This is a genomic window from Streptomyces sp. NPDC051740, assembly GCF_044453165.1.
Classification (GTDB): domain Bacteria; phylum Actinomycetota; class Actinomycetes; order Streptomycetales; family Streptomycetaceae; genus Streptomyces; species Streptomyces atrovirens.
Window position 1 is genome coordinate 482,013 of the sequence record NZ_JBITCL010000003.1, and the last position, 24,080, is coordinate 506,092.

At 72.8% G+C, this 24,080-nt stretch carries 18 protein-coding genes and 1 pseudogene; 5 read left to right on the forward strand and 14 right to left on the reverse strand.

Features of this window, described 5'->3' with window-relative positions; all coding sequences use genetic code 11:
* Positions 1–141: 141 nt before the first annotated feature.
* Entirely contained in the window at positions 142–2,238 is a 2,097-nt protein-coding gene (locus ACIA6T_RS07975; RefSeq protein WP_399445681.1) for a SpoIIE family protein phosphatase, read from the reverse strand.
* A gap of 135 nt (positions 2,239–2,373) precedes the next feature.
* Here ACIA6T_RS07975 and ACIA6T_RS07980 point away from each other — a divergent pair, with 135 nt between their 5' ends.
* On the forward strand, positions 2,374–3,795 hold the full coding sequence (locus ACIA6T_RS07980; RefSeq protein WP_399445682.1) for a lipase maturation factor family protein: 1,422 nt from the start codon (positions 2,374–2,376) through the stop codon (positions 3,793–3,795).
* Here the strand turns inward: ACIA6T_RS07980 and ACIA6T_RS07985 are convergent.
* Genes ACIA6T_RS07985 through ACIA6T_RS08000 form a run of 4 tightly spaced genes read right to left on the reverse strand, consistent with a single transcriptional unit; the run spans position 3,783 to position 7,706 of the window.
* Positions 3,783–4,622, reverse strand: a complete 840-nt coding sequence (locus tag ACIA6T_RS07985) for an amidohydrolase family protein (RefSeq protein ID WP_399445683.1) — start codon at positions 4,620–4,622, stop codon at positions 3,783–3,785. The genes ACIA6T_RS07980 and ACIA6T_RS07985 overlap by 13 nt on opposite strands.
* The gene (locus ACIA6T_RS07990) at positions 4,619–5,599 is read right to left on the reverse strand and encodes an aldo/keto reductase (protein WP_399445684.1); all 981 of its coding nucleotides are present in this window, start codon (positions 5,597–5,599) and stop codon (positions 4,619–4,621) included. Before ACIA6T_RS07990 ends, ACIA6T_RS07985 begins: the two co-directional genes overlap by 4 nt.
* Complete coding sequence (locus ACIA6T_RS07995) at positions 5,596–6,351, reverse strand: SDR family NAD(P)-dependent oxidoreductase (protein ID WP_399445685.1); 756 nt, start codon at positions 6,349–6,351, stop codon at positions 5,596–5,598. Before ACIA6T_RS07995 ends, ACIA6T_RS07990 begins: the two co-directional genes overlap by 4 nt.
* Positions 6,348–7,706: an enolase C-terminal domain-like protein gene (locus tag ACIA6T_RS08000; protein WP_399445686.1), complete on the reverse strand. Its 1,359-nt coding sequence runs from the start codon at positions 7,704–7,706 to the stop codon at positions 6,348–6,350. The genes ACIA6T_RS07995 and ACIA6T_RS08000 overlap by 4 nt, the downstream gene beginning before the upstream one ends.
* 154 nt (positions 7,707–7,860) lie before the next feature.
* Here ACIA6T_RS08000 and ACIA6T_RS08005 point away from each other — a divergent pair, with 154 nt between their 5' ends.
* Positions 7,861–8,562 (forward strand): FadR/GntR family transcriptional regulator, encoded by a 702-nt coding sequence (locus ACIA6T_RS08005; RefSeq protein ID WP_385049461.1) that lies wholly within the window; start codon positions 7,861–7,863, stop codon positions 8,560–8,562.
* A 70-nt stretch (positions 8,563–8,632) separates the two neighbouring features.
* Here the strand turns inward: ACIA6T_RS08005 and ACIA6T_RS08010 are convergent.
* Positions 8,633–8,824 (reverse strand): annotated as a pseudogene (locus ACIA6T_RS08010) (glycoside hydrolase family 38 C-terminal domain-containing protein); the annotation flags it as partial.
* A 240-nt stretch (positions 8,825–9,064) separates the two neighbouring features.
* Between ACIA6T_RS08010 and ACIA6T_RS08015 the strand changes: the two are divergent.
* A complete protein-coding gene (locus tag ACIA6T_RS08015; protein ID WP_073935209.1) occupies positions 9,065–9,460 on the forward strand; it encodes a VOC family protein in 396 nt (131 codons plus the stop codon).
* A gap of 29 nt (positions 9,461–9,489) precedes the next feature.
* On the opposite strand, the gene ACIA6T_RS08020 is transcribed toward ACIA6T_RS08015, so the two are convergent.
* From ACIA6T_RS08020 to ACIA6T_RS08050, 7 genes are all read right to left on the reverse strand, one after another.
* Positions 9,490–9,663 (reverse strand): hypothetical protein, encoded by a 174-nt coding sequence (locus ACIA6T_RS08020; protein WP_399445687.1) that lies wholly within the window; start codon positions 9,661–9,663, stop codon positions 9,490–9,492.
* Between the two features lie 618 nt (positions 9,664–10,281).
* Entirely contained in the window at positions 10,282–11,775 is a 1,494-nt protein-coding gene (locus ACIA6T_RS08025; RefSeq protein WP_385049475.1) for an SDR family NAD(P)-dependent oxidoreductase, read from the reverse strand.
* Between the two features lie 105 nt (positions 11,776–11,880).
* Positions 11,881–13,308 (reverse strand): wax ester/triacylglycerol synthase family O-acyltransferase, encoded by a 1,428-nt coding sequence (locus ACIA6T_RS08030; protein WP_399445688.1) that lies wholly within the window; start codon positions 13,306–13,308, stop codon positions 11,881–11,883.
* 233 nt (positions 13,309–13,541) lie between these two features.
* Complete coding sequence (locus ACIA6T_RS08035) at positions 13,542–16,172, reverse strand: PA14 domain-containing protein (protein WP_399445689.1); 2,631 nt, start codon at positions 16,170–16,172, stop codon at positions 13,542–13,544.
* A 205-nt stretch (positions 16,173–16,377) separates the two neighbouring features.
* Positions 16,378–17,598 (reverse strand): glucose-1-phosphate adenylyltransferase, encoded by a 1,221-nt coding sequence (gene glgC, locus ACIA6T_RS08040; protein ID WP_399445690.1) that lies wholly within the window; start codon positions 17,596–17,598, stop codon positions 16,378–16,380.
* 51 nt (positions 17,599–17,649) lie between these two features.
* A complete protein-coding gene (gene glgA / locus ACIA6T_RS08045) occupies positions 17,650–18,801 on the reverse strand; it encodes a glycogen synthase (protein WP_399445691.1) in 1,152 nt (383 codons plus the stop codon).
* 38 nt (positions 18,802–18,839) lie between these two features.
* A complete protein-coding gene (locus ACIA6T_RS08050; RefSeq protein WP_399445692.1) occupies positions 18,840–19,595 on the reverse strand; it encodes a (2Fe-2S)-binding protein in 756 nt (251 codons plus the stop codon).
* Between the two features lie 210 nt (positions 19,596–19,805).
* Here ACIA6T_RS08050 and ACIA6T_RS08055 point away from each other — a divergent pair, with 210 nt between their 5' ends.
* Positions 19,806–20,933, forward strand: a complete 1,128-nt coding sequence (locus ACIA6T_RS08055) for a DMT family transporter (protein WP_399445693.1) — start codon at positions 19,806–19,808, stop codon at positions 20,931–20,933.
* Here ACIA6T_RS08055 and ACIA6T_RS08060 read toward each other — a convergent pair.
* A complete protein-coding gene (locus ACIA6T_RS08060) occupies positions 20,923–22,185 on the reverse strand; it encodes a transglycosylase family protein (protein WP_399445694.1) in 1,263 nt (420 codons plus the stop codon). The genes ACIA6T_RS08055 and ACIA6T_RS08060 overlap by 11 nt on opposite strands.
* A 366-nt stretch (positions 22,186–22,551) precedes the next feature.
* Between ACIA6T_RS08060 and gndA the strand changes: the two genes are divergently transcribed.
* The gene (gene gndA / locus ACIA6T_RS08065) at positions 22,552–23,991 is read left to right on the forward strand and encodes an NADP-dependent phosphogluconate dehydrogenase (protein ID WP_399445695.1); all 1,440 of its coding nucleotides are present in this window, start codon (positions 22,552–22,554) and stop codon (positions 23,989–23,991) included.
* Positions 23,992–24,080: the final 89 nt, after the last annotated feature.

Genomic DNA, 24,080 nt, shown 5'->3' on the forward strand with positions numbered 1-24,080 from the left:
TCCGCTCCCGGTACGGCACGCGCTCCACGCAGCCGTGCCGCCGCGGCACGACGACCGCGGGGCCCGCCCGTGCGGGCGGTGCTGCCCGCCGTGCCCGCAGGAGCCCCAAAACCGCGCCGACGGCACGGCGACCGCGCGTGCTCAGGCCGGGCCGGGGTCCTTCGCCACCACGAACTCGCTCCACACGCACTTGCCGCCGCCGCGTGCCTCCACGCCCCAGACGTCCGTGAGCGTCTCGATCAGGAGCAGGCCCCGCCCGGAGACGCCCGACTCGCCCGCCTCCCGGCGGCGCGGCAGGGCGCTGGAGGAGTCCTCGACCTCCACCCGCACGCGCCGCTCACTGCCGGTGAGGGCCCGCAGGGTGACGACCGCGGAGCCCTCGGTGTGCATCAGCACGTTGGTGATCATCTCGTCGGCGACCAGCTCGATCTCGTCGGCCCGCTCCCCCGCGCCCCAGGTGCCCACCGTCGTACGGATCATGCGCCGGGTCTCGGCCAGCGCCTCCGGGTCGCCGGGCGTCACCCGCTGCTTGAGCCGGCCGTCGGGCCGCGCGCTGTCCAGGGCACGGCGGCGCAGCAGGAGCAGCGCCACGTCGTCGCCGCCGCCGCGTTCCCCGGCCACGTCGATGAGCCGGTCGGCGAGGTCGCGTACGTCGTCGGGGCCGGCGGCGACCAGCGCCGAGAGGGCCTCCATGCCGTCGTCGAGGTCGGCGCCGGGCTGCTCGACCAGGCCGTCGGTGCACAGCAGCAGGATGTCGCCGGGATCGAGCTCCATCGTGCCGACCGGGTAGTCGAGCCGCCCGAACTCCGCGGACAGGCCGAGCGGCAGCCCGCCGGGGACGGGGACGCGCCGGCAGGAGCCGTCGGTGCGGCGCACCAGCGGGTCGAGGTGGCCCGCCCGGACCACCTGGAGCACACCGGTGGACAGGTCGGCCTCGGCGTAGAGACAGGTCGCGGAGCGGTCGGTGTCGAGCTCGTCCAGGAAGACGGAGGCGCGGGCCATCACGGTGGCCGGCGGGTGGCCCTCGGCCGCGTAGGCACGCAGCACGATGCGCAGCTGGCCCATGACGGCGGCGGCGTGCGTGTCGTGGCCCTGGACATCGCCGATGACGGCGCCCACCCGGCCTCCCGGCAGCGGGATCAGGTCGTACCAGTCACCGCCGATGTCCCGGCCCGGGGAGCCGCCGATGGAGGCGGCGCGGTAGCGCACGGCGAGGTCGGCGCCGGGCACGCTGGGGATGGTGCGCGGCAGCATGGCCTGCTGCAGCCCCTGGGCGAGGTCCATCTCCTGCTCGTAGAACATCGCGCGCTGCAGGCTCTGGGAGATGCTGCTGCCCAGGGCGACGAGGATGTTGCGCTCCTCGGCGGTGAAGCCGCGCCGGTCGCTGTAGAGCAGCCCCATCGCGCCGATGGGACGGGCCTGGACGATCAGCGGCAGATAGGCCGCCGAGGTGATGTTCAGGCCGGTGATGCCCCGCCACAGCCCCGGATAGCGTTCGGCGAACTCCTCCGGCGACTCGATGAAGCGCGGGCTGAGGGTGCGCACCGCCTCGCTCATCGGGTACGGCTCGTCGATCCCGGTGACGTCGGTGCCCGGTACGAAGCTGCCCGCGGGGCCCTCCGCGATGAGCCGGATCCTGCCCGCCTCGACCAGACCCATCACGAGGCTGGTCGCACCCAGATGGGTGAGGCCGTGGGTGTCCTTGAGGACGTCGATGACGTCCTGCACGGTGCGGGCGTGGGCGAGGGCGGCGGTGGTGAGCTGGACGACGTTGGTCTGCCGGCGGCGGATGTCCTCCTGGAGCGCCTGATCGCGCCGGGCCTCGGTGTCGCGGAGCTCCTGGGTGGCGTCCCGGACGATGCCGATGATGCGGCGGGGCCGGCCGGACTCGTCCCGGCGGATGTAGCCCTGGGTGTGGGTCCAGCGCAGGGAGCCGTCGCGGCAGCGGACGCGGAAGTAGGCGCCGTAGTTCTCGCTGCCGGCCTTCAGCGCCTGCGACACGACGGTGTCCAGGCGCCGGGCCTCGCCGGGCGGGACCCGGCTGCCCAGGGTCTCGGGGTGATCGTCGTACTCGTCGGGGCGCAGGTCGAAGATCTCGTGCGCCTGGGCGTCCATCTGCATCACCCCGGCGTCCAGGTCCCAGTCGAAACCGCCCATGCGGTTGAGCGCCAGGATCGGATCCGGGTGGTCCGGCCAGTCGTCCGGGAGAGACAGGGGGCTCGCTCCCCGATCAGCCATGGGCCCACCTTGTCAGGATTCACGCGATTCTTCGACCGCTGGGCGCCGTCCGCGCGCGGGTTGCGCGGCCCGCGCGGTGGTATACGGAGAGTCACGGAGGTGTCGGCGGGACGAGGCAGGAGGGAGCGTACGGCCGTGGAGTGGTTCACCGCGTCCGAGTACTGGACGGGCCGGCTGGTCTTCCAGCGGGCACTGGCCGGGCTGTACCTGGTCGCGTTCCTGACGGCGGCGCTGCAGTTCCGCGCGCTGATCGGGGAGCGCGGCATGCTGCCGGTGCCGCGTTTCGTGGAGCGGGTGCCGTTCAGGAGGTCGCCGAGCCTGTTCCACTGGCACTACTCGGACCGGTTCTTCGCGGTGTGCGCCTGGGCGGGCTGCGCGGTGTCGGCGGCGCTGCTGGCGGGGCTGGACTCGCTGCTTCCGCTGTGGGGCGGGATGCTGCTGTGGCTGGTGCCGTGGGCGCTGTACCTGTCGGTCGTCAATGTCGGGCAGACCTGGTACTCGTTCGGCTGGGAGTCGCTGCTCCTCGAGGTCGGCTTCCTGGCCGTCCTCCTCGGCAACGACGAGGTGGCGCCGCCGGTCGTGGTGCTGTTCCTGCTGCGGTGGATCCTGTTCCGGGTGGAGTTCGGCGCGGGGCTGATCAAGATGCGCGGCGACGAGTGCTGGCGGAAGCTGACCTGTCTGGACCACCATCACGAGACCCAGCCGATGCCGGGGCCGCTGAGCTGGTTCTTCCACCGTCTGCCGAAACCGCTGCACCGCGTCGAGGTGGCCGCGAACCACGTCACCCAGCTCGTCGTGCCGTTCCTGCTGTTCGCCCCGCAGCCGGTCGCCACGGCCGCCGCGTCGCTGATGATCGCCACCCAGCTCTGGCTGGTGCTGTCCGGCAACTTCGCGTGGCTGAACTGGATCACTATCGTGCTGGCCCTGCCCGCGGTCGCGTTCCCCGCCGATCCGCCCGCGGTGCCCGACGCGCCGCTGTGGTACGTGGTCGTCGTCCTCGCGGTGTGCGCGCTGCTGCTCGGCCTCAGTCACCGGCCGGTGCGCAACATGCTCTCCCGCCGCCAGGTGATGAACCGCTCCTTCGACCCGCTGCACCTGGTCAACACCTACGGGGCGTTCGGCAGCGTCAGCCGGATCCGGTACGAGGTGGTCGTGGAGGGGACGGCGGACGAGGTGCCCCGGAAGGACGCCGGCTGGCGGGAGTACGAGTTCAAGGGCAAGCCGGGTGATCCGCGACGCTGGCCGCGGCAGTTCGCGCCGTACCATCTGCGGCTCGACTGGCTGATGTGGTTCGCCGCGCTGTCGCCCGCGTACGCCGGTCCCTGGTTCGGCGCGCTGGTGGAGCGGCTGCTGGAGGGCGACCGGGACACGCTGAGGCTGCTGCGCCGCTCCCCGTTCCCCGCGGACGCGCCGCCCCGGCACATCCGCGCCCGCCTCTTCCGCTACCGCTACACGACGTGGCGGGAGCTGCGGGAGACGGGCGCGTGCTGGGAGCGGACGTATGTGCGGGAGTTCCTGCCGCCGACCCGGCTGACGGGGCCGGCTCAGAGGCCGTAGACGCGGGTGGCGGTGGTCTCGAAGAGCTGACGGCGTCCGGTGGCGTCGAGGCCCCCGGTCAGCTCCCGCGCGGTGGCGAGGACGTCGCCGTACGCCGCCGCGAGGGTGCACACCGGCCAGTCCGAGCCGAACATCAGCCGGCCGGGGCCGAAGGCGTCCAGCACGACGTCGGCGTACGGGCGCAGGTCGTCGACGGTCCAGGAGGCCCGGTCGGCCTCGGTGACCAGGCCGGAGAGCTTGCACACCGTGTTGGGCAGTGCGGCCAGGGCGCGGACGCCGGACGCCCAGGGTTCGAGCGCGCCCGAGGCGACGGGCGGCTTGCCCAGGTGGTCCAGGACGAAGGTGAGCCGGGGCAGCGCCCCGGCCGCCGCCACGCAGGCCGGCAGCTGCCGGGGCAGGACGACCAGGTCGTAGACCAGGCCCGCGTCGGCGACGGCGGCGAGTCCGCGCCGTACGTCCGGGCGCAGCAGCCACTCGGGGTCGGGTTCGCCCTGGACCTGGTGGCGGATGCCCTTCAGATACCGTCCGCCGGGCAGTTCCCGCAGCCGGGCCAGCTCGTCGGCGATGTCGGGGCGGGTGAGGTCGGTCCAGCCGACGACCCCGGCGACCGGCTCGTGGGCCTCGGCGAGCGCCAGCAGTTCGGGGGTCTCCTCCGGGACCGTGACGGTCTGCACCAGGACGGTACGGCCGACACCGGCCGCGCTCGTCTCGGGTGCGAGGTCGGCCAGAGTGAAGTTCCGCCGCAGCGGGCGGAGTTCGGGGCCGGTGATCCAGTCCTGGTCGCGGACGGCGAGGTCCCAGACGTGGTGGTGCGCGTCGACGGTCACGACGGCTCCCCCTCGGGCGGCAGCAGGCCGGTGTCGCGCAGTTCCTGCCAGAGGGCGGCGGGTACCGGGGCGGCGAACTGGTCGGCGCAGTCGCGGACTTCGGCGGCCGAGCGGGCACCGACCAGTACGCTCGCGACCGCCGGATGGGCGGCGCAGAACGCCAGGGCGGCGGCACGCAGGGTGGTGCCGTGCCGTTCGGCGGCCTCCTTCAGCCGCAGGGCACGGTCCAGCAACCCGGCGGGCGCGCGGGTGTAGTTGTACGTCGCGCCCGGCCTCGGGTCCGCGAGGAGCCCGGAGTTGAAGGCACCACCGATGACGACCGATCTGCCGTTCTCCCGGGCCGCGGGCAGCAGGTCGGTCAGGGCGCTCTGGTCGAGCAGGGTGTGACGGCCGGCGCACAGGACGACGTCGACGTCGGTGTCGCGGACGAAGCGGGTGAGCATCGCGGTCTGGTTCATACCGGCGCCGATCGCCCCGACGACACCCTCCGAGCGGAGCTGCTCCAGGGCCGGATAGCCCTCGCGGAAGGCCTGTTCGGCGTGGTCGTCGGGGTCGTGGAGGTAGACGACGTCGACCCGGTCCAGGCCGAGGCGTTCCAGGCTCGCCTCCAGGGTGCGGCGTACGCCGTCGGCGCTGAAGTCCCAGACGCGGCGGTGGGTGGCGGGGACGGCGAAGCCGTGGGCGAGGTCGTCGCCCACGGTGTGCGCGACGGGTTCGAGGCGGCGGCCCACCTTCGTGGACACCGTGTACGCGTCGCGCGGGTGCTCCCGCAGGGCCGCGCCGAGGCGGCGTTCGGCCAGGCCGAGGCCGTAGTGCGGGGCGGTGTCGAAGTAACGGATGCCGCGCTGCCAGGCGGCCCGCACCGTCTCGTGCGCCGCCTCCTCGCCGACCTCGGTGTACAGGTTGCCGATGCCGGAGGCGCCGAAGGCCAGGGCGGTGACCTCGACGCGGCTGCGGCCGAGCCGGCGGGGGTTCACCGGCTCTCCGGGCGCGGCCGCAGTCCCTGCATGCCGCCGTCGACCGCGAGGGCCGTGCCGGTGGTGGCGCCGGACAGCGGGCTCGCCAGGTAGGCGACGGCACCGGCGACCTCGGCGGCCGAGACCAGGCGGCCGGCGGGCTGGCGGGCCTCCAGGGCGGCGCGTTCGGCGGCCGGGTCGTCGGCCGCGTCCAGCAGCCGGCCGATCCAGGGGGTGTCGACGGTGCCCGGGTTGACGCAGTTGACGCGGATGCCCTCGCGGACGTGGTCGGCGGCCATGGCGAGGGTGAGGGAGTACACGGCGCCCTTGGTGGCGCTGTACAGGGCCCGCTGCGGCAGACCGGCGGTGGCGGCGATGGAGCAGGTGTTGACGATCGCCGCGTGCGCGGAGGCGCGCAGATGCGGCAGGCAGGCGCGGGCGGTACGGACCATGCCGAGGACGTTGACGTCGAAGACGCGGTGCCATTCCTCGTCGGAGTTGGTCTCCACGGTGCCCCGGGCGCCGATGCCGGCGTTGTTGACCAGTACGTCGAGGCCGCCCAGGCCGTCGACGGCGGCGGCCACCGCCGCGCGCACCGAGGCGTCGTCGGTGACGTCGGCACGGTGTCCGGTGAGGGGCTCGCCGACCGTCGACGGGTCGAGATCGAGTACGGCCACCCGGGCGCCGCGCTCGGCGAGGAGTTCCGCCGTGGCCCGGCCGATGCCGGAGGCACCGCCGGTCACCAGGGCCGTCAGTCCCTCGAAGTCGCTCATGCGGCCTGCTCCTTGTCCTGGTCCTTGTTCTTCCGTGTGTCCGGGTCGGCGGCCCAGAAGCCGCCGTCGGGATAGGTGTAGCGCGCCAGGGACTCCGGTCGCACGGCGGCGGAGAAGCCCGGCGCCAGGGGTGCCGCGTAGTGGCCGTCGCGGATCACCACCGGGTCGAGGAAGTGGTCGTGCAGATGGTCGACGTACTCGATGACCCGGTCCTCGGTGGTGCCGGTGAGGGCCACGTAGTCGAACATCGAGAGGTGCTGGACGAGTTCGCACAGGCCGACCCCGCCGGCGTGCGGGCACACGGGGACGCCGTACTTGGCGGCGAGCAGCAGGATCGCCAGGTTCTCGGGGACCCCGCCGACGCGGGCCGCGTCGATCTGGACGATGTCGACGGCGCCGGCCTGGAGGAGCTGCTTGAAGACGATCCTGTTCTGCGCGTGCTCGCCGGTGGCCACCTTCACCGGGGCGACGGCGCGGCGGATCGCCGCGTGGCCGAGGATGTCGTCGGGGCTGGTGGGTTCCTCGATCCAGTACGGGTCGAACGCGGCGAGGGCCTTGGTCCAGCGGATCGCCTCGTCCACGTCCCAGCGCTGGTTGGCGTCGATCGCGATGCGCACGTCCGGTCCGACGGCCGCGCGGGCGACCCGGCAGCGCCTCAGGTCGTCGTCGAGGTCGGCGCCGACCTTGAGCTTGATCTGGCGGAAGCCGTCGGTGACCGCCCGGGTGGCGAGCCGGGTGAGTTTCCCGTCGTCGTAGCCGAGCCAGCCGGGCGAGGTGGTGTAGGCGGGGTAGCCGCGCTCCAGCAGCAGGGCGGTGCGCTCCTCGGCGCCCTCCCGGCCGCGGCGCAGGAGGGTGAGGGCCTCTTCGGGGGTGAGGGCGTCGGTGAGGTAGCGGAAGTCGATCTGGCGGACCAGCCAGGCGGGGTCGGCCTCGGCGAGCAGCCGCCACAGCGGTTTGTCCGCGCGTTTGGCGGCCAGGTCCCAGAGGGCGTTGACGACGGCTCCGATCGCCATGTGCATCACACCCTTCTCGGGTCCGAGCCAGCGCAGCTGGCTGTCGCCGGTCAGGTCGCGGTTCAGGAGGGAGGGGTCGGCGCAGAGTTCGTCGGCGGACCGTCCGACGAGATGGCCGCGGAGTGCTTCGATCGCGGCGACCTGGACGTCGTTGCCCCGCCCGATGGTGAAGGCGAAGCCGTGCCCCTCGTGTCCGTCGGCGGCGTCGGTGCGCAGCACGACGTAGGCCGCCGAGTAGTCGGGGTCGGGGTTCATCGCGTCGGAGCCGTCGAGTTCACGCGAGGTGGGGAACCGGACGTCGTAGGTGTCGACGGCGGTGATGCGGGCGGGTCGCGGGGGCACGGAGAACCTTTCGACGGGGGACGGAATCGCATATTTATCAGACCACTTGCCGATGAGAACACCCTCCGGGCGCGCCGGACCCGCCATCTGACCGAATTTGGTCCGACCACTTCCGTCGTTAGACTGCGGCGCATCCGGTGAGTGGAGGAGTGGCGTGGAGGAGACGGCCCCGCAGAAGGGCACGGTGACGCAGCGCGCCATCGAGCGGATCACGGCGATGATCCGCGAGGGGGAACTGGAGCCCGGCGAGCGGCTGCCCACCGAGCGGGAGCTCGCCGCCCGGCTGGGCATCTCCCGCAGTTCGATGCGGGAGGCGATCCGCGCGCTCACGGTGCTGGGAGTGGTCGAGGCCCGGCACGGCTCGGGCATCTACGTCACCCGGCTGGAGGCCGGGGACCTGCTGGAGACGTTCGGGGTGGTGGCGGACCTGTCCCGGGGGCGGCAACTGGTCGAACTGCTGGAGGTGCGCCGCGTCCTGGAGTCGCACGCGACCGCCCTGGCCGCCGCCCGGATCACCCCGGACCGGCTGGCCGAGGTCGAGAAGCACCTGACGGCGATGAACGCCACCGACGACCCGGAGGAGATCCTCGCCCACGACCTGGCCTTCCACCGCGAGATCGCGGCGGCCGCCGGCAACGGGACGACGGCCGCGATCCTGGAGGGCCTGTCCTCGCGCACCTTCCGGGCCCGGGTCCGGCGCGGGTACCAGGAGGAGGGCGCCTTCGCCCGCACCCGGCGCGAACACGCCGCGATCCACCGCGCCCTGGCCGCCCGCGACCCGGAGGCGGCGCGGGCGGCGGCGGCCGCGCACGTGGGCGCGGTGGAGGAGTGGCTGCGCGCCCGGCTGGAGGACTGAGCCGGTCAGGCCCGCTTCAGCCGCAGCGTCATCAGCCGGCACGGACCGTGGTGGTCGTACCGCCGTCGCCGTCGGTGTGGGTGGGCCGGAAGAAGTGCCCGCACCGCGTCTCGGACGCGTACCGTTCGGCGTGCGGGTCAAGCGGGAGGGCGAGCTCGAGGAACTTCTCCGTCCGGTGCCGGTCGACCTCGGTGTCCACCACGAGCCGCCACTCCCCGGCGGTGACCTCGTCCGCGTCGGTCAGGAGAACGAGTCGACCGCGCGCCACGGCGGGGCCGGGCACCCCCCGGCCTGACCGCGACGGCATTGCGGTGATCGATCGCGAGGGTCTAGGATCGGCCGGGTGACTGCCGGGTCGGCCATGGGCCATTCACGTGAGGCGTTCCCGGCCTCGGTGTGAGGCCGGTGCGGGGCGCGCCCCCGCTCGCGCGCGCCCGTGGCCCGCCTCTTCTCCGCGTGTTCCCTCCCACCACGGAAACCGACACCGGAGACGAATCCCGCCATGTCCGCAGTACAGCACGTCCAGTTGAACCACACCGCCGTCTACGCCAGCGACCGCCGGTACTCCGCCGAGTTCCTCGCCGGGATACTGGGACTGGAGGTCGGCGCCCCGTTCGGCCCGTTCCTGCCGGTCGACCTGGGCAACGGCGTGACCCTCGACTACTACGAGAAGCGGGACGAGCCGGTCCAGGGCCAGCACTACGCGTTCCTGGTGCCCGAGGAGCGGTTCGATGCCATGATCGCGCGCCTGGAGGCGGCCGGGGTCACCTACTACGCGGACCCGAGCCACACCGAGCCGGGCAGGGTCAACGACCTCTTCGGCGGACGCGGCGCCTACTTCGACGACCCGGACGGCCACAACATGGAGATCATGACCCGGCCCTACGCCCGGCCGTAGCGACGGGGCGCGCCCGCCCGCACGTGCCGTCAGTCGACGCTGGGCAGGATGTGGGGCTCGGCGAGGTCGTCCTCGTAGCCCGCGAGGCGGATCGGGGCCGAACGGGCCCACACGTCGAGACTGCCGAGTTCTCCCGGCCGGCGGGCGGCGCGCTCCGCGTGCTCCCTGGGGCGCTGATCGCTCTTCGTCTGCTCCGGTGTCACCGCGCACTCCTTATGTGTCGGTCACCCTCGGGACGTACTGCGTCGGCCCTGTGCCTGGCGTCCGACGTCCGCGCGGGTCTGGAGGAAAACCGTTCGGACGCGGTGGCGTCGGCGACTTGAGGGAGAGCAGGCCGTTGTGAACCGGCTGGTCCCATGACGGACCGTGGGTGCGGGTAGAACCCTGAACTGCTGTCCGTCCGGATCAGAGTAACCAAATGAGCGGCCCCCCGCTCGATGGGGCTCAAAACCGAGGGTAACAATCCCGCGTCGGACGGTACTCGATAGACCGGGATATGCCCCTATTTCCGGATGGACGCGGCCAGCCGCCATCACCCGTTCGAAGTACATCGACGTCGGCGCTTTCGACCGGGCCGCGCGGCCGGGGGCGCGGTTCGGGTCCCGTCGGCCGGTACGCGGCACGGTCCGCTGCCGCACGGCGACGGCCTGCTCCCGGAAGGGCCGGCGCGCGGAGCCGTGCACCGCCGCGCCACGGCCGGGCGGACCAGGGGTACGGGCCGGCCGCGCGGCGGACGAGGAGACCCGCACCGTCCGCTTCGGCGCCGGTGTCCTGGGGCCGCCGGCGGCGCACGGCTCCCCGCCGGGCACGGCCGGCCGCCCTCACCACCGGCCGGGCGCGTAGTCCTTCATGAAGACGCCGTACAGGTCCTCGCCCGCCTCGCCGCGCACGATCGGGTCGTAGACGCGGGCCGCGCCGTCGACCAGGTCGAGCGGGGCGTGGAAACCGGCGTCGGCGAGGCGCAGCTTGTCGAAGTGGGGGCGCTCGTCGGTGATCCAGCCGGTGTCGACCGAGGTCATCAGGATGCGGTCGGCGTCGAACATCTCCTGCGCGCTGGTCCGCGTCACCATGTTCATGGCCGCCTTGGCGGCGTTGGTGTTGGGGTGCCCCGCACCCTTGTAGCCGCGGTCGAACACGCCTTCCATCGCGGAGACGTTGACGACGTACGCGCGTCCCGCGGACGCCCGGCGCGCGGCCTCGGCCATCGCCGGACGCAACTTGCTGATCAGGATGAACGGCGCCGTGTAGTTGCACAGCTGGGTCTCCAGCAGCTCCACCGGGGAGATCTGCTCGATGGTCTGGACCCAGGTGTTGGTGTCGACGACGTCGGGGAGCAGGCCGCCCGCGTCGATGGCGGTGCCCTCACGGTGCCGGACCACGCTGGCGTTGCCCGCGACCAGGGCGAGGTCGGCCACCTTCTGCGCCTCGAGTCCGCTGACACCGACGGGCAGCGCGGTCAGCCCGTCGACCGCGCCGGAGTTGAAGGCGCCGATGACGTGGTGGGCGGGCAGCTCACCGGCCGGCAGCGGGGCGCCCTCGCCCTCGACGAGCGCGGCGTACGCGGACGGCAGCCGGCGTACGGTCTGGGTGGCGTTGTTGATCAGGATGTCGAGCGGGCCCTGCTCGGCGACCCGGTCGGCCAGCGCGACGGCCTGGGCGGGGTCGCGCAGGTCGATGCCGACGACCTCCAGGCGGTGCATCCACTCCGCGGAGTCGTCCATGGCCTTGAAGCGGCGGATGGCGTCCTTGGGGAAGCGCGTGGTGATCGTGGTGTGGGCGCCGTCGCGCAGCAGCCGCAGCGCGATGTACATGCCGATCTTGGCGCGTCCGCCGGTGAGCAGCGCGCGCTTGCCGGTGAGGTCGGCGCGGGCGTCGCGCCGGGCGCGGTTCTCGGCGGCGCAGTTCTGGCAGAGCTGGTGGTAGAAGTAGTCGACCTCGGTGTAGCGGGTCTTGCAGGTGTAGCAGGAGCGGGGACGCTGGAGTATCCCCGCGATCCTGCCGGGCTCGACGCGGGAGGAGGGCAGGATGCCCTCGGTCTCGTCGTCGATGCGCTCGGCGGAGCCGGTGGCGGTGGCCTCGGTGACGGCCTTGTCGTGGGCGGTCTTGGCGGCCCTGCGTTCCTGGCGGCGGCGCTGCTTGACCGTGCGGTAGATGTGCGAGGTGGCCCGGCGGACCAGGATCGCGTCCGGGTGGTCGACGTCGAGTTCGTCGAGTTCCCGCAGCACGTCGAGGCAGACGGCCAGCCGCTCCGGGTCGATGCCGGGCCCGTGTGCCACCGCGTCCATGGCCTCGGGGCCGTCCTGTGTCACCGTCATCGCCGCTGCCGTTTCCCGCTCTGCTTCTCGCGGCGCTCCGTTCGCGCACGCTGTCGAACGGGGGATTTTACTTCAGCGCCGGGCCGCAGCGCCAAACCGGATACGTCAGTGATCGCAGACGGCGGTCAGCGTCGTCACCTCCTCGGTCAGCGCGCGGGCCAGCCGGTCGAGGTCAGGGACGGCCGCGCCGTCGGCGACCAGCCCGTAGTGGACGCGTCCGCGGTAGGTGGAGACCGCGACCGCGAGGGAGTGGCCGGGGGCCAGCGGCGCGAGCGGGAAGACGGCGCCGAGCGGGTCGCCGCCGAGCCGCAGACCGAAGCCGGGCAGCGGCACGCTGGTGACCAGGACGTCGAACCAGAGCCGGGCCGCCTGGCCGAGCAGCGGTCCGCCGAGCCGGTGGCCGAGCGGCGGCACGTGCTCGGCGAGCAGGGCGACCGCGCCCGCGCCCCGGTGCGGACCGGCGTCCTTGTTGCGGTCCATGGCGGTACGCACCAGCGCGAGCCGGACGAGCGGATCCCGCTGGTCGACGGGGAGCTGTATCAGGTACCCGGAGAGCCGGTTGCCCTGTGGATGGACGGTGCGCGGCCGGCGCCGGGAGACGGGGATGAGGGCGCGGGGCGCGACGCCCTCGCTGCCGTCGCCGCGCTCGTCGAGCCAGCGGCGCAGGGCGCCCGCGACGACCGCGATCAGTACGTCGTTGACGGTGCCGCCGGCGCTCTTGCGGATCCGGTGCACGTCGTCGAGGTCGACGACCACGCCGGCGGTGCGGCGGGTGCCGCTGGGCGCGCAGGTCAGCGCGGGCGAGGAGCGCACGTCGAGGGTGGAGCGGGCGACGGCGGCGCCGATGTCCAGGGCCCGGCCCGCGTCGGAGAGGGCGTCCCGGACGAGGCCGGGCACCTCGCGCACGTCCGGGAGGAGTCCGCGCGGGGGCTCGGCGGGGCGGGGCCGTGGTGCGGGGAGGTCCATCGGGTCCATCAGCGCGGCGGCGAGGGTGAGGGCGCGCAGCCCGTCGGCGAGGGCGTGGTGGAACTTGAACAGGACGGCGAAGGAGGTGCCGTCCTCCCCCGGCAGCACATGGGCCTCCCAGGGCGGCCGGGTGCGTTGCAGCGGGCGTCCCATGAGGCGTCCGGCGGCGGTGTGGAACTCGGCGGCCGGGGGGTGCAGCCGTACGTGGTCGAGGGGGTCGAAGCCGGGGTCGGGTTCGCGGGCGGCGCCGCCGAAGGCGAGGGACCGGCGCAGGGCGGAGACGAGGGGCTGCCGCAGCGCGGCGGCCAGGGGCTCGCCGGGCGCCGGCCAGGGGCGGCGCAGCGCCGCCAGCGGCCGGCGCAGACCGAGCGGCTGCCAGGTGTCGCGGATGCGCATGCGCAGCCCCGGCACGGCGGCGGCCCGGGACGCCAGCAGATCGGCAGCGTGGGCCGCCGCGGAGGGCGAGCCGGCGGAGAAGACGCCGAGCGCCGCGAGGTGCATGGGATGACCGGCGGACTCGATGTTCCAGAACGCCAGGTCGAGAGGGGCGAGCGGATCTGCGGTCATGGGCGGGGCCTCGCGTCGACGACGGGAACGGATCAGCAGTCAATCGCTCCCGGCCGATTACGGTCAAGTACGATCTGGCTACCCATAGTCAACAGCATGTGACGTCTTCGCCCCTCCCGCCGGTGCGGCGGAAGGGGCGGGACGGGGGTGACGGACGGGGCTACCGCGGCGCGTTCACCGCCTCATGGGTGACGGACGCCACCCGGACGGGCGCGGCCCTCTGGAGGAACGGTTCATCGCGCGGCGCCCTCCGTCACCGGGCAGCCCGCGGGCCGTGCCCGTGAGGCGTCCCGGATCAGGGCCTCGTGGGCGGCCCTCACCCGGGCCACGTCCGGCTTCAGCACGCGCCGGTCGTAGGTGAGCAGACCGTTGAGCTCGCCCTCGACGTCCGTGATCTGGGTGTAGACGGCGCCGTTGCCGCCCCGGCACACCAGCGCGCGCACCTCGTCGAGCTTGGTGAGGTAGTCCTCGGTGTAGGTCGCCGGGTCGACGTCGACGTACGACTGCTGCACGGACCAGGCGTGTCCGGGCACCGCGAGGCCGAGACCGCCGTACTCGCCGCTGACCAGGGCGCGTCTCCCGTCCGGGCCGGGCGGGAGCGCCGGGCTGGGGTATCCGTGCTCGTCCATGATGTCGCCGGCGTTCCCGTCGGCGCCGAGGTTGAGCCCGGACTGGTTGTTGACCAGCCGACTGGGGTCCCAGGCCTTGGCCTGTTCGGCGACGCGGCCGATGTCGTACTGGCCCCAGCCCTCGTTGAAGGTCACCCACATGACGACCGACGGGCTGCTGATGTGCTCGTCGATCATCTGCTTCATCTCGCGCTCGTAGCGGGCGCGGGCCTCCATACCCGGGTTCTTCCCGGCCGTCATGGCGGGCATGTCCTGCCACACCAGCAGCCCGAGCCGGTCGGCCCAGTAGAACCAGCGGTCCGGTTCGACCTTGATGTGCTTGCGCACGGAGTTGAAGCCGAGCTCCTTGTGCGCCTTCAGGTCGTACGCGAGGGCCTCGTCGGTGGGCGCCGTGTACAGGCCGTCGGGCCAGAAGCCCTGGTCGAGGGTGGCCATCAGGAAGACGGGCTCGCCGTTGAGGACCGTGCGCGGCACCCCGTCGACCTGCTCGACGGCGATGGAGCGCATCCCGAAGTAGCTGCCGACGCGGTCGGCGCCGACGGTCACCTCCAGGCGGTACAGGAACGGGTCGTCGGGCGACCACAGGCGCGGCTCGTGGATCCTCAGGGTGAGCGGTTCGCCGGTGCGGCCGGTCGCCGTGGCGACCTTGCGTCGTCCGTCGTACGCGGTCGCCCTGACCGGCACGCCGTCCCGGACGCCCTTCGCCTCCACGGTGAGCCGCTCGCCGGCCACGTCCGGGATCAGCTCCAGGGAGTCGACGTGGTCGCGGGCGACGGGCTCCATCCAGACGGTCTGCCAGATGCCCGAGCTGGACGTGTACCAGATGCCGCTGGGGTCCAGGCGCTGCTTGCCGATCGGCGGGTTCTCGCCGTTCGCCGCGTCGGTCGGGTCGTACACGCCGACGATGAGTTCCTGGGTGCGGCCGGGCTTCAGCGCGTCGGTGACGTCGGCGCTGAACTTGTCGTAGCCGCCCTCGTGATCGGCGACCTTCGTGCCGTTGACGTACACCTCGGAGCGCCAGTCGACGGCGCCGAAGTTGAGCCTCAGGCGCCGGTCGGAGCCGATGTGCCAGTCGCGGGGCACGGTGAAGGTGCGGCGGTACCACATGCGGTCCTCGTGCCGCTGGACACCGGAGAGCCGGGACTCCACCGGGTACGGGACGAGGATGCGCTCCCTCAGCGTCTTGCCGACGGGCGGCTGCTCGCCCTCCTCGGCGGCGGCGAACTGCCAGCGGCCGTTGAGGTTGCGCCACTCGTCACGGGTGAGCTGCGGGCGCGGGTACTCGGGGAGGGCGTTGTCCGGGCCCACCTCGTCGGCCCACCTGGTGCTCAGCTCGTGGGTGGAGTGGTTGGGGCCGCTGCTCAGGAACGCGCCCACGGGATCGCCGTCGGCGGCGGTCAGGCCGCCCTGTCCGTCGTAGCGGATGTCGGCGCTGCCGCGGGCCGTGCCGGTCCTGTTGCCGACGACGGGCTCGGCGAGCGTGACGAGCAGCGCCTTCGGGTCGGCCGGGTCGGGTTCCGCCGACTTCACCGGCCAGTCGGCGCCGCCGATCACCGCGTCGAAGTGGTCGGTGAAACCGGCCGGGGGTGCGGCGAGCGGCCGGGGGAAGTCCAGCTTCAGGGTGCGGCCGGAGGCGAGGACGGTGGCGGCGAGGGCACCGTCGTAGTCGAAGCCGTCCGGGAGGCGGAACGCCGACTGCGGTACGGGCTCCTTGCTGCCGCCGGGCTCGGTCCAGCGCAGGTGGAAGTTGGAGCCGCCGTAGTGCTCGAAGTACTCGACCTTGATGTCGTGGGCGCGGCCGGCGGTCAGCTCGACGGGCTCGGCGGTCTGTTCGCGGTCCCAGTCGTCGACCCAGTGGTCGATGGCGATCTCGCCGTCGATCCACAGGCGGAAGCCGTTGTCGGCGCTGACCGCGAAGGTGTGGGCGCCGGTCCGCTCCGGCACGATCTTCCCTGTCCAGCGGACGCTGACGTCGTCCGACCGGCCGGTGGTGAGGTTCAGTCGCGGCTCCAGGTTGTCGAAGTCGAGGTCGGAGTCGAAGGCGGTGGCCTTGAGTTCGTGGAAGTCGAAGGCGCCGGGGGCGGACTGGGTGTGGTACTCGCCCTTCAGTCCGTGGATCTCCGCCGGATCGTCCTGCGCCGCGGTCGCGGCCGGGACGGCCGCGGTGAGTCCGGTGACTCCCAGCGCGGCGGCCAGCAGAAGCGCGAATCGGTTCCTGAGTCGTCTGATGCGCACGGATCCTCCGTCGGTGAGGAAGGTGACGGCTCGTTGCTCAGTACGTGTCTCTGATGCTGTGCGTGTTCCGTTCTGTGCGCTGCACTCGCCCGTACAACGTTGTCAAAGAACAGCACTTGGCATAACAGCACGGATTCCTTCATCCGTCCAGGGACATGACAAAGGCCCCGGTGGCCACAGCCGACCGGGGCCTCTCACTCCGTCCCTAGGGCACGAGCTGTCCCTTGCCGAGCGCGATCACGCCGCTCCTGGACACCGTGTACAGCTCCGCGTCCCGCTCGGGGTTGACGCCGATCGTGGCGCCCGGCGGCACCTCGACGTTCTTGTCGAGCACGGCGCCGCGCACCACCGCGCCCCGCCCGACGTGCACGTTGTCGTGCAGCACCGAGCCCTGCACCACGGCCCCCGGATCGACGACCACACCCGGCGACAGCACGGACCGGGTGACCTGGCCCCGGATGAGGCAGCCGGCGCTGATGATCGACTCGCTCGCCATGCCGCCCGCGTTGAAGCGGGCCGGGGAGAGCTGGCCGGAGTGGGTGTAGACGGGCCACTGCCGGTTGTAGAGGTTGAACGCGGGGCGCTCGGCGATCAGGTCCATGTGCGCCTCGTAGTACGCGTCCAGCGTGCCGACGTCCCGCCAGTAGCCCTGGTCGCGGCTGGTCTCGCCGGGCACGTGGTTGGCGCTGAAGTCGTACAGCGCGGCCTCGCCCCGCTCGGTGAGCCGGGGCAGGATCGAACCGCCCATGTCGTGCACCGAGTCCTCGTCCTCGGCGTCCCGGTGGAGGGCCTCGATGAGCGCCTTGGTGGTGAAGATGTAGTTCCCCATGGAGGCGAACACGCACTCGGGGTCGTCGGCCAGTCCGGGCGGGTCGGCGGGCTTCTCCAGGAAGCGGTCCACGGACTGTCCGTCCGGGCCCGGCGTGATCACACCGAAGGCCGAGGACTCCGAGCGCGGCACCCGTATCCCCGCCACCGTGACCCCGGCCCCGCTCTCGATGTGCTGGGCGAGCATCTGGCGCGGGTCCATGCGGTACACGTGGTCGGCGCCGAACACCGCCACGTACTCCGGGTGTTCGTCGTAGACCAGGTTCAGCGACTGCAGGATCGCGTCGGCGCTGCCCAGGTACCAGCGCGGGCCGAGGCGCTGCTGGGCGGGGACCGGGGTGACGTAGTTGCCGAGCAGGCTGGACATCCGCCAGGTGGTGGTGATGTGCCGGTCCAGCGAGTGCGACTTGTACTGCGTGAGCACGCAGACGCGCAGGATGTCGCCGTTGACCAGGTTGGACAGCACGAAGTCGACCAGGCGGTACGTGCCGCCGAAGGTGACCGCCGGTTTGGCGCGGTCCGCCGTGAGGGGCATCAGGCGCTTGCCCTCGCCGCCCGCGAGCACGATTCCCAGGACCGAAGGACCTCCACGACGCACGGTCTCTCCCCTCACGCCGAATTTTCCCGACACTGCCCCGGACGGGCGGGACTAAGCCTGTTTGAGGATCTCCCCGTAGAGCCCGGCCGTACGGCGGGCCACCGCGCCCCAGCCGAACTCCGAGACCGCGCGCTCCCGGCCCGCCCCGCCCATCCGCCGTGCCGCCTCCGGATCGCCGAGGACCGAGTCGAGAGCCCGCGTGAGGCCCGCCTCGAAGTCGTCGTCCACGTCCACGAGTACCCCGGTGTCGCCGTCCGCCACGACCTCGGGGATCCCCCCGACCCGGGAGGCGACCACGGCGGTGCCGCACGCCATGGCCTCCAGGTTGACGATGCCGAGCGGCTCGTACACCGAGGGGCAGGCGAACACGGCGGCGTGCGTCAGGAGCTGGATCACCTCGGGGCGCGGCAGCATCCGCGGGATCCAGTGCACGCCCTCGCGGACCCGGCTCAGCTCCTCGTACAGCTCACGGAACTCCCGGTCGATCTCGGGCGTGTCCGGGGCGCCGGCGCACAGCACGACCTGCGCGGCCGGGTCGATGCCGCGCACCGCCCGCAGCAGCTGGGGCACGCCCTTCTGCCGGGTGATCCGGCCGACGAACAGCACGTACGGGCGGGAGCGGTCGAGGCCGATCCGGTCCAGGGCGCCGGTGCCGGGGTCGGGGCGGTACAGGTCCGTGTCGATGCCGTTGTGCACGACGTGCACCCGGCCGGGGTCCAGCGCCGGGTAGGAGGCGAGGATGTCGTCGCGCATGGCGCCGGAGACGGCGATCACGCCGTCGGCCGCCTCGACGGCGGTGCGCTCGGCCCAGCTCGACAGGTCGTAGCCGCCGCCGAGCTGCTCGGCCTTCCAGGGGCGCAGGGGCTCCAGGGAATGGGCGGTCATCACGTGCGGGACGCCGTACAGCAGCTTGGCGAGGTGGCCGCCGAGGTTGGCGTACCAGGTGTGGGAGTGGACGAGGTCGCGGCCCTGGAGGGCGGCGGCCATGGCGAGGTCCACGGAGAAGGTGCGCAGCGCGTCGTTGGCGCCGTCGAGCGCGCTCCAGGGACGGTGGCGCAGCACGCCGTCCGCCTTGCCCTCGCCCCAGCAGTGCACCTCCAGGTCCACCAGGGGCCGCAGCTCCCGGGCGAGGAACTCCACATGGACTCCCGCGCCGCCGTACACGTCCGGGGGGTACTCCCGTGTCAGCAGTCCCACTCGCACCCGTGAACCCCCTGTCTGAGCGGACGTTCCCTTCATGGTCACCCAGATGGGGCGCGTGGGGAAGAGCGGGGCGGCCGTGCGAGGCAGCAGTCGCCGCAGACGCCCCCGCCGGGCACCCGGTAGTACAGACAGCAGCTGCGGCGCCGGAAGGCGGTGCCCGTGAGGGTTCCGGTGCTGGTGAGCAGGGGGTGCGCGAGGAGTCCGGCCGCCAGGAAAGCGGCGCGGGCGGCGACGTCCGTACGGCCGTGGCGGCGCCCCCAGCGGTCCAGTTCCCGGGCGGCGCCCGCGAGCGCGGAGGCGGCGTTGCCGCGCAGCAGGCCCGGTGCGAGGCGGTGACGGGAGCGCAGGGCCGCGGCGAGGGGCTCGAGGTGGCCGTGCAGCACCAACTCCGCGATCGTCGCCGCGTCACCGGGCAGCGGCCGTACTTCCGTCAGCCACAGGTCGTCGGGGGCGCTGCCCTCGGGATCCCAGCGCAGCAGCGGCGGGGCGAGGTCGGGGACGGCTCCGTACAGGGCGGCGGAGCCGAGTGCCACGGACCACAGGCGGGCGGCGAGTCCCTGCTGGGCCACCGACGCGGCGACCCGCGCCTCGGGGGTGCGCAGGGCGCCGGCGACCCGGCGGACCCGCGAGGTCAGGAAGTCGCCCTGAACATCCGGGAGCCGCGGCCCGTATGCCTGGGCGAGCGTGGGCAGGCAGCGGTCGGCCACTCCCGCCGTGCGCAGTACGAAGAAACCACCGAGGCGGTGAAGGGCGGTGAGAGACGGGTCGAGGTCCACGACGTGCAGTAGTACCAAGGCCCCTAGGGGCGGCGACCAGGGGCCCTCCCCCCTGGGACACCCACCCTGGGGATGACGGGGCCGCCGTCGTACTCCATCGGCAGTAGGACTTATTGGGTGCTCAGGGACGACGACGGGAACACTCTGACACGGCATCGTGTTGGTTATGAAAGCCGACCGTTCGCCGTGCCGGGTCCACCGCCCCGGCCTCACGCAGAGGAGCAGCCGATGAGCGCCCTCGCGTTGTCCGTGCTGCTGTCGTTCGTCTCTGCCGTGGCCTACGCCGGAGGAGCGATCGTGCAGGAGCAGGTCGCGGTCTCCTCACCCGGCGCGCAGCAGTACGCACCGCTGCGCCGGCCGGGCTGGTGGGCGGCGGTCGCGCTCAACGGCCTCGGCGGACTGCTCCACGTGGTGGCGCTCGCCTACGGTCCCCTCAGCCTCGTCCAGCCCCTGGGCGCGCTGACCATCGTCTTCGCCCTGCCCATGGCCGCGCTGTTCGTCGGCCGGAAGGCCGGGGCGACCGCGTGGCGCGGCGCCATCATGGCGACGGTGGGCCTCGCGGGGCTGCTCTCCCTGGTCGGCGCGTCCGACGCGCAGTCGCTGGACACCACGCAGCGGGTGGCGGCGGCGCTGGGGACGGCCGGGGCGGTCGTGGCGCTGATGGCCGCGGCCCGCGCCGTGCACCGGCATCCCGCGGTGCGCAGCATCCTGCTGGCCACCGCGTCCGGTGTCGCGTTCGGCATGTCCTCCGTCTTCACCAAGACCGTCGCGGTCGACTGGACCGGCGGGGTCTCGGCGGCGAACCTGCCGTCCCTGGCGGTGATCGGCGTCCTGGCCACGGCCGGCATGCTGCTCTCCCAGGCCTCCTACCGGGGCGCCGGCCTCGCGGCCCCGCTGGCCACGCTGACGGTGGTGAACCCGGTGGTGGCGGCCGCGGTCGGCATCACGATGTTCGGCGAGACCTTCCGCTACGGCACGACGGGCACGGTGCTCGCACTGAGCTGTGGCGTGGTGGCGGCGGGCGGTCTGATCCTGCTCACGACGGAGCGGCTGTCACGGGAGCACCAGGAGGCGCGGGCGTCGGAAGCCCCCGTGCCGGAGCCCGCGCCCGAGGCGGTTCCCGCGGAGGCCGACGAGCGGCCGGCCGCCGGCCTCGCCGATCCCGCCGAGCGGCTGCTGGCCGCACTCGAACTCCCCGAGGACGTACGGCTGCCGGCCCCCGTGCCCGCACCGGGCGGCGCGCCGGACGACGCGGATTCCGTCCCGGTGCCCCTGGTGTCGTACGCGCCCTTCTACGGCGCCCCGTACGTGCCGGTGGCGGTGGTGGACCGGCACAGCACGCGGGTCACATCCTGACGCCGCCCGCCCTCAGGTAGGCGACCGGATCGACGTCCGATCCGAAGCCGGGCCCCGTCCGCACCTCGAAGTGCAGATGCGGGCCCGAGCTGTTTCCGGTCGAACCGGAACGGCCGATGCGCTGGCCCGCGCCGACGGACTGCCCGCTCCTCACGGAGATCGCCGACAGGTGTGCGTACTGGCTGTAGCGGCCGTCGGCGTGCCGGACCACCACCTGGTAGCCGAACGACCCCTCCCAGCCCGCGCTGACGACGGTGCCGGCCCCGACCGACTTCACGGACGTGCCGGTGGGGACGGGGAAGTCGACGCCCGTGTGGTAGCCCTTCGACCAGGCGGATCCGGCCTTGTGGTACGGCGTGCCGAGCGCGGCGCTGACCGGGGCGACCAGACCGCCGGTGGTCTTGGCGGCACGGTCCGCACGGTCCTCGGTGCGCTGGGAGGAGGCCTTCTTCTCGGCCTTCTTCTCAGCCTTTTTCTCGGCTTTCTTCTCGGCCTTCTCGGCTTTCTTCTCGGCCTTCTCGGCTTTTCCGGCTTTTCCGGCTTTCTTCCCGTCCGACTCGGCCGGTTTCCCGGCCGTCTTCGTCGTCCCGTCGGGCAGGGCGAGCCGCTGGCCCGGAATGATCAGGTCGGGGTCGCCGCCGATGGTGGAGCGGTTGGCGTCGTACAGCTTCTGCCAGCCGCCGCCGACCCGTTCGCCCGACGCGATGCCGGAGAGGGTGTCGCCGCGGACGACGGTGTACATCTCGGCGCGGCCCGCGCGGGACTGGGGTGTGGTGTGCGGTTCGACGTCCTCGATGGAGGACCCACCGGTCTTCTTGTCGCTCTTCTTGTTTCCGTCCGGCTTGTCGGTGGCCGGCCGGATGTCGGGGGTGTCGCCCCGGGTCAGTCCGGCCCGTACCGAGCACACCGGCCAGGCGCCGGGCCCCTGTCCGTCGAGGACCTTCTCGGCGACGGCGATCTGCTGGTCCTTGGTGGCCAGATCCGCGCGCGGCGCGTACCGGGTACCGCCGTACGCCTCCCAGGTCGACTGGGTGAACTGGAGCCCGCCGTAGTACCCGTTGCCGGTGTTGATGTTCCAGTCGTCGGTGGACTCGCAGGCGGCGACCTTCTCCCAGGTCTCCACGTCGGCCGCCTGGGCGGGGCCGGCGCCCAGCAGCGGGAGCGCCATTCCGGCGCCGCCCGCGGTGACGGTGAGCGAGGCCCGGTTGATCCTGTTCGGCTGATACCGGCGGTGCCGGCCGCGCACGGCCATGGAAATCCCCCTCGACAACGCGTCAGGAGGGGCAAAAGTAAGTGCTGCGAACTGGCCGTGACAAGACGGCTATCAGCCGCACGGATGCGCCAAGTGGCCGGGAGTTTTCGCCCGTTGCGCCCCCCTTGGCGCCCCGTGGGGAGCGTGCGCGGGCGGGTGTGTCCGTCCGCGGGGGCACGCGGGTGCGTGCGCCCGCTGAGTGCGCGGGGGGCGTCCGCGCGTATGTGCCTGGGCGGGGTCGCGACGACCCGCGCGTGCGCGCGCAAGTGCGGCACGTCAGGATGGTCGACGGCAGGACTGGCGGGCATCGACCGGCAGCACCGAGACTCGGCAGTACCGATACCAAGGTCATGAGGAGCCACCCCAATGAGCAGTTCAGCGCAGATCGGCGTCACGGGACTCGCGGTCATGGGCCGCAACCTCGCACGTAACTTCGCCCGCAACGGCTACACGGTCGCGGTGCACAACCGGACGGCGGCACGCACGCACGCGCTGGTGGAGGAGTTCGGGCACGAGGGGAGCTTCGTGGCGGCCGAGACGGCCAAGGAGTTCGTGGCGGCGCTGGAGCGACCGCGGCGGCTGGTCGTCATGGTGAAGGCGGGTGAGCCGACGGACGCCGTGATCGAGGAGTTCGCGCCGCTCCTGGAGCCCGGCGACATGATCATCGACGGTGGCAACGCGCACTTCGCGGACACCCGCCGCCGGGAGAAGGCGCTGCGGGAGCAGGGCATCCACTTCGTCGGCATGGGCGTCTCCGGCGGCGAGGAGGGCGCGCTGAACGGGCCGAGTATCATGCCGGGCGGCCCGAAGGAGTCGTACGACTCGCTCGGCCCGATGCTGGAGAAGATCTCCGCGAAGGCGAAGGACGGCTCCCCCTGTGTCACGCACGTCGGCCCGGACGGCGCCGGACACTTCGTGAAGATGGTGCACAACGGCATCGAGTACGCCGACATGCAGCTGATCGGTGAGGCGTACCAGCTGCTGCGCGATGTCGCCGGGTACTCCCCCGCGCGGATCGCGGAGATCTTCCGCACCTGGAACACCGGCCGGCTGGACTCCTACCTGATCGAGATCACGGCCGAGGTGCTGTCGCACGTGGACGCCGCCACGGGCAAGCCGTTCGTGGACGTGGTGGTGGACCAGGCGGAGCAGAAGGGCACGGGCCGCTGGACCGTGCAGATCGCGCTCGACCTGGGCGTGCCGGTGTCCGGCATCGCCGAGGCCGTCTTCGCGCGTTCCCTGTCCGGTCACGCGGCGCTGCGCGAGGCCTCGCGCTCCCTGGCAGGCCCGAAGGCCGCGCCGCTGGGCGAGGCGGAGGCGGCGGCGTTCGCCGACCGGGTGGAGCAGGCGCTGTACGCGTCGAAGATCGTGTCGTACACGCAGGGCTTCCACGAGGTCGCGGCCGGCAGTGAGGAGTACGGCTGGGACATCGATCTCGGCGCGGTCTCCGCGATCTGGCGCGGCGGCTGCATCATCCGCGCGGCCTTCCTGGACCGCATCCGCGCCGCCTACGACGCCCGCGCGGACCTGCCGAGCCTGCTGTCGGACGAGACGTTCGCGCGGGAGATCGCCGACGCCCAGGACGACTGGCGCGAGGTGCTGATCGCGGCGACCCGCCAGGGCGTGCCCACCCCCGGCTTCGCCGCGGCCCTCGCCTACTACGACGCCCTGCGCGCGGAGCGCCTGCCGGCCGCGCTCACCCAGGGCCAGCGCGACTACTTCGGCGCGCACACCTACCGGCGCACGGACCACGACGGCTCGTTCCACACGCTGTGGGGCGGGGACCGCTCGGAAGTGACCGCCTAGTACTCCAGTCTGACTTCGCGATTTTGTGGGGGACCCGGCCGGGAACGGGTGCGGCCACCGCGTGATCATCGGTTGGTGTGTGGACAAAC

Coding starts and splice junctions, on each gene's coding strand:
- ACIA6T_RS08030 (WP_399445688.1), bottom strand. CDS start 13,308: ATGACCGCAGATCCGCTCGCCCCTCTCGACCTGGCGTTCTGGAACATC.
- ACIA6T_RS08015 (WP_073935209.1), top strand. CDS start 9,065: ATGTCCGCAGTACAGCACGTCCAGTTGAACCACACCGCCGTCTACGCC.
- gndA (WP_399445695.1), top strand. CDS start 22,552: ATGAGCAGTTCAGCGCAGATCGGCGTCACGGGACTCGCGGTCATGGGC.
- ACIA6T_RS07975 (WP_399445681.1), bottom strand. CDS start 2,238: ATGGCTGATCGGGGAGCGAGCCCCCTGTCTCTCCCGGACGACTGGCCG.
- ACIA6T_RS07995 (WP_399445685.1), bottom strand. CDS start 6,351: ATGAGCGACTTCGAGGGACTGACGGCCCTGGTGACCGGCGGTGCCTCC.
- ACIA6T_RS08055 (WP_399445693.1), top strand. CDS start 19,806: ATGAGCGCCCTCGCGTTGTCCGTGCTGCTGTCGTTCGTCTCTGCCGTG.
- ACIA6T_RS08025 (WP_385049475.1), bottom strand. CDS start 11,775: ATGACGGTGACACAGGACGGCCCCGAGGCCATGGACGCGGTGGCACAC.
- ACIA6T_RS08060 (WP_399445694.1), bottom strand. CDS start 22,185: ATGGCCGTGCGCGGCCGGCACCGCCGGTATCAGCCGAACAGGATCAAC.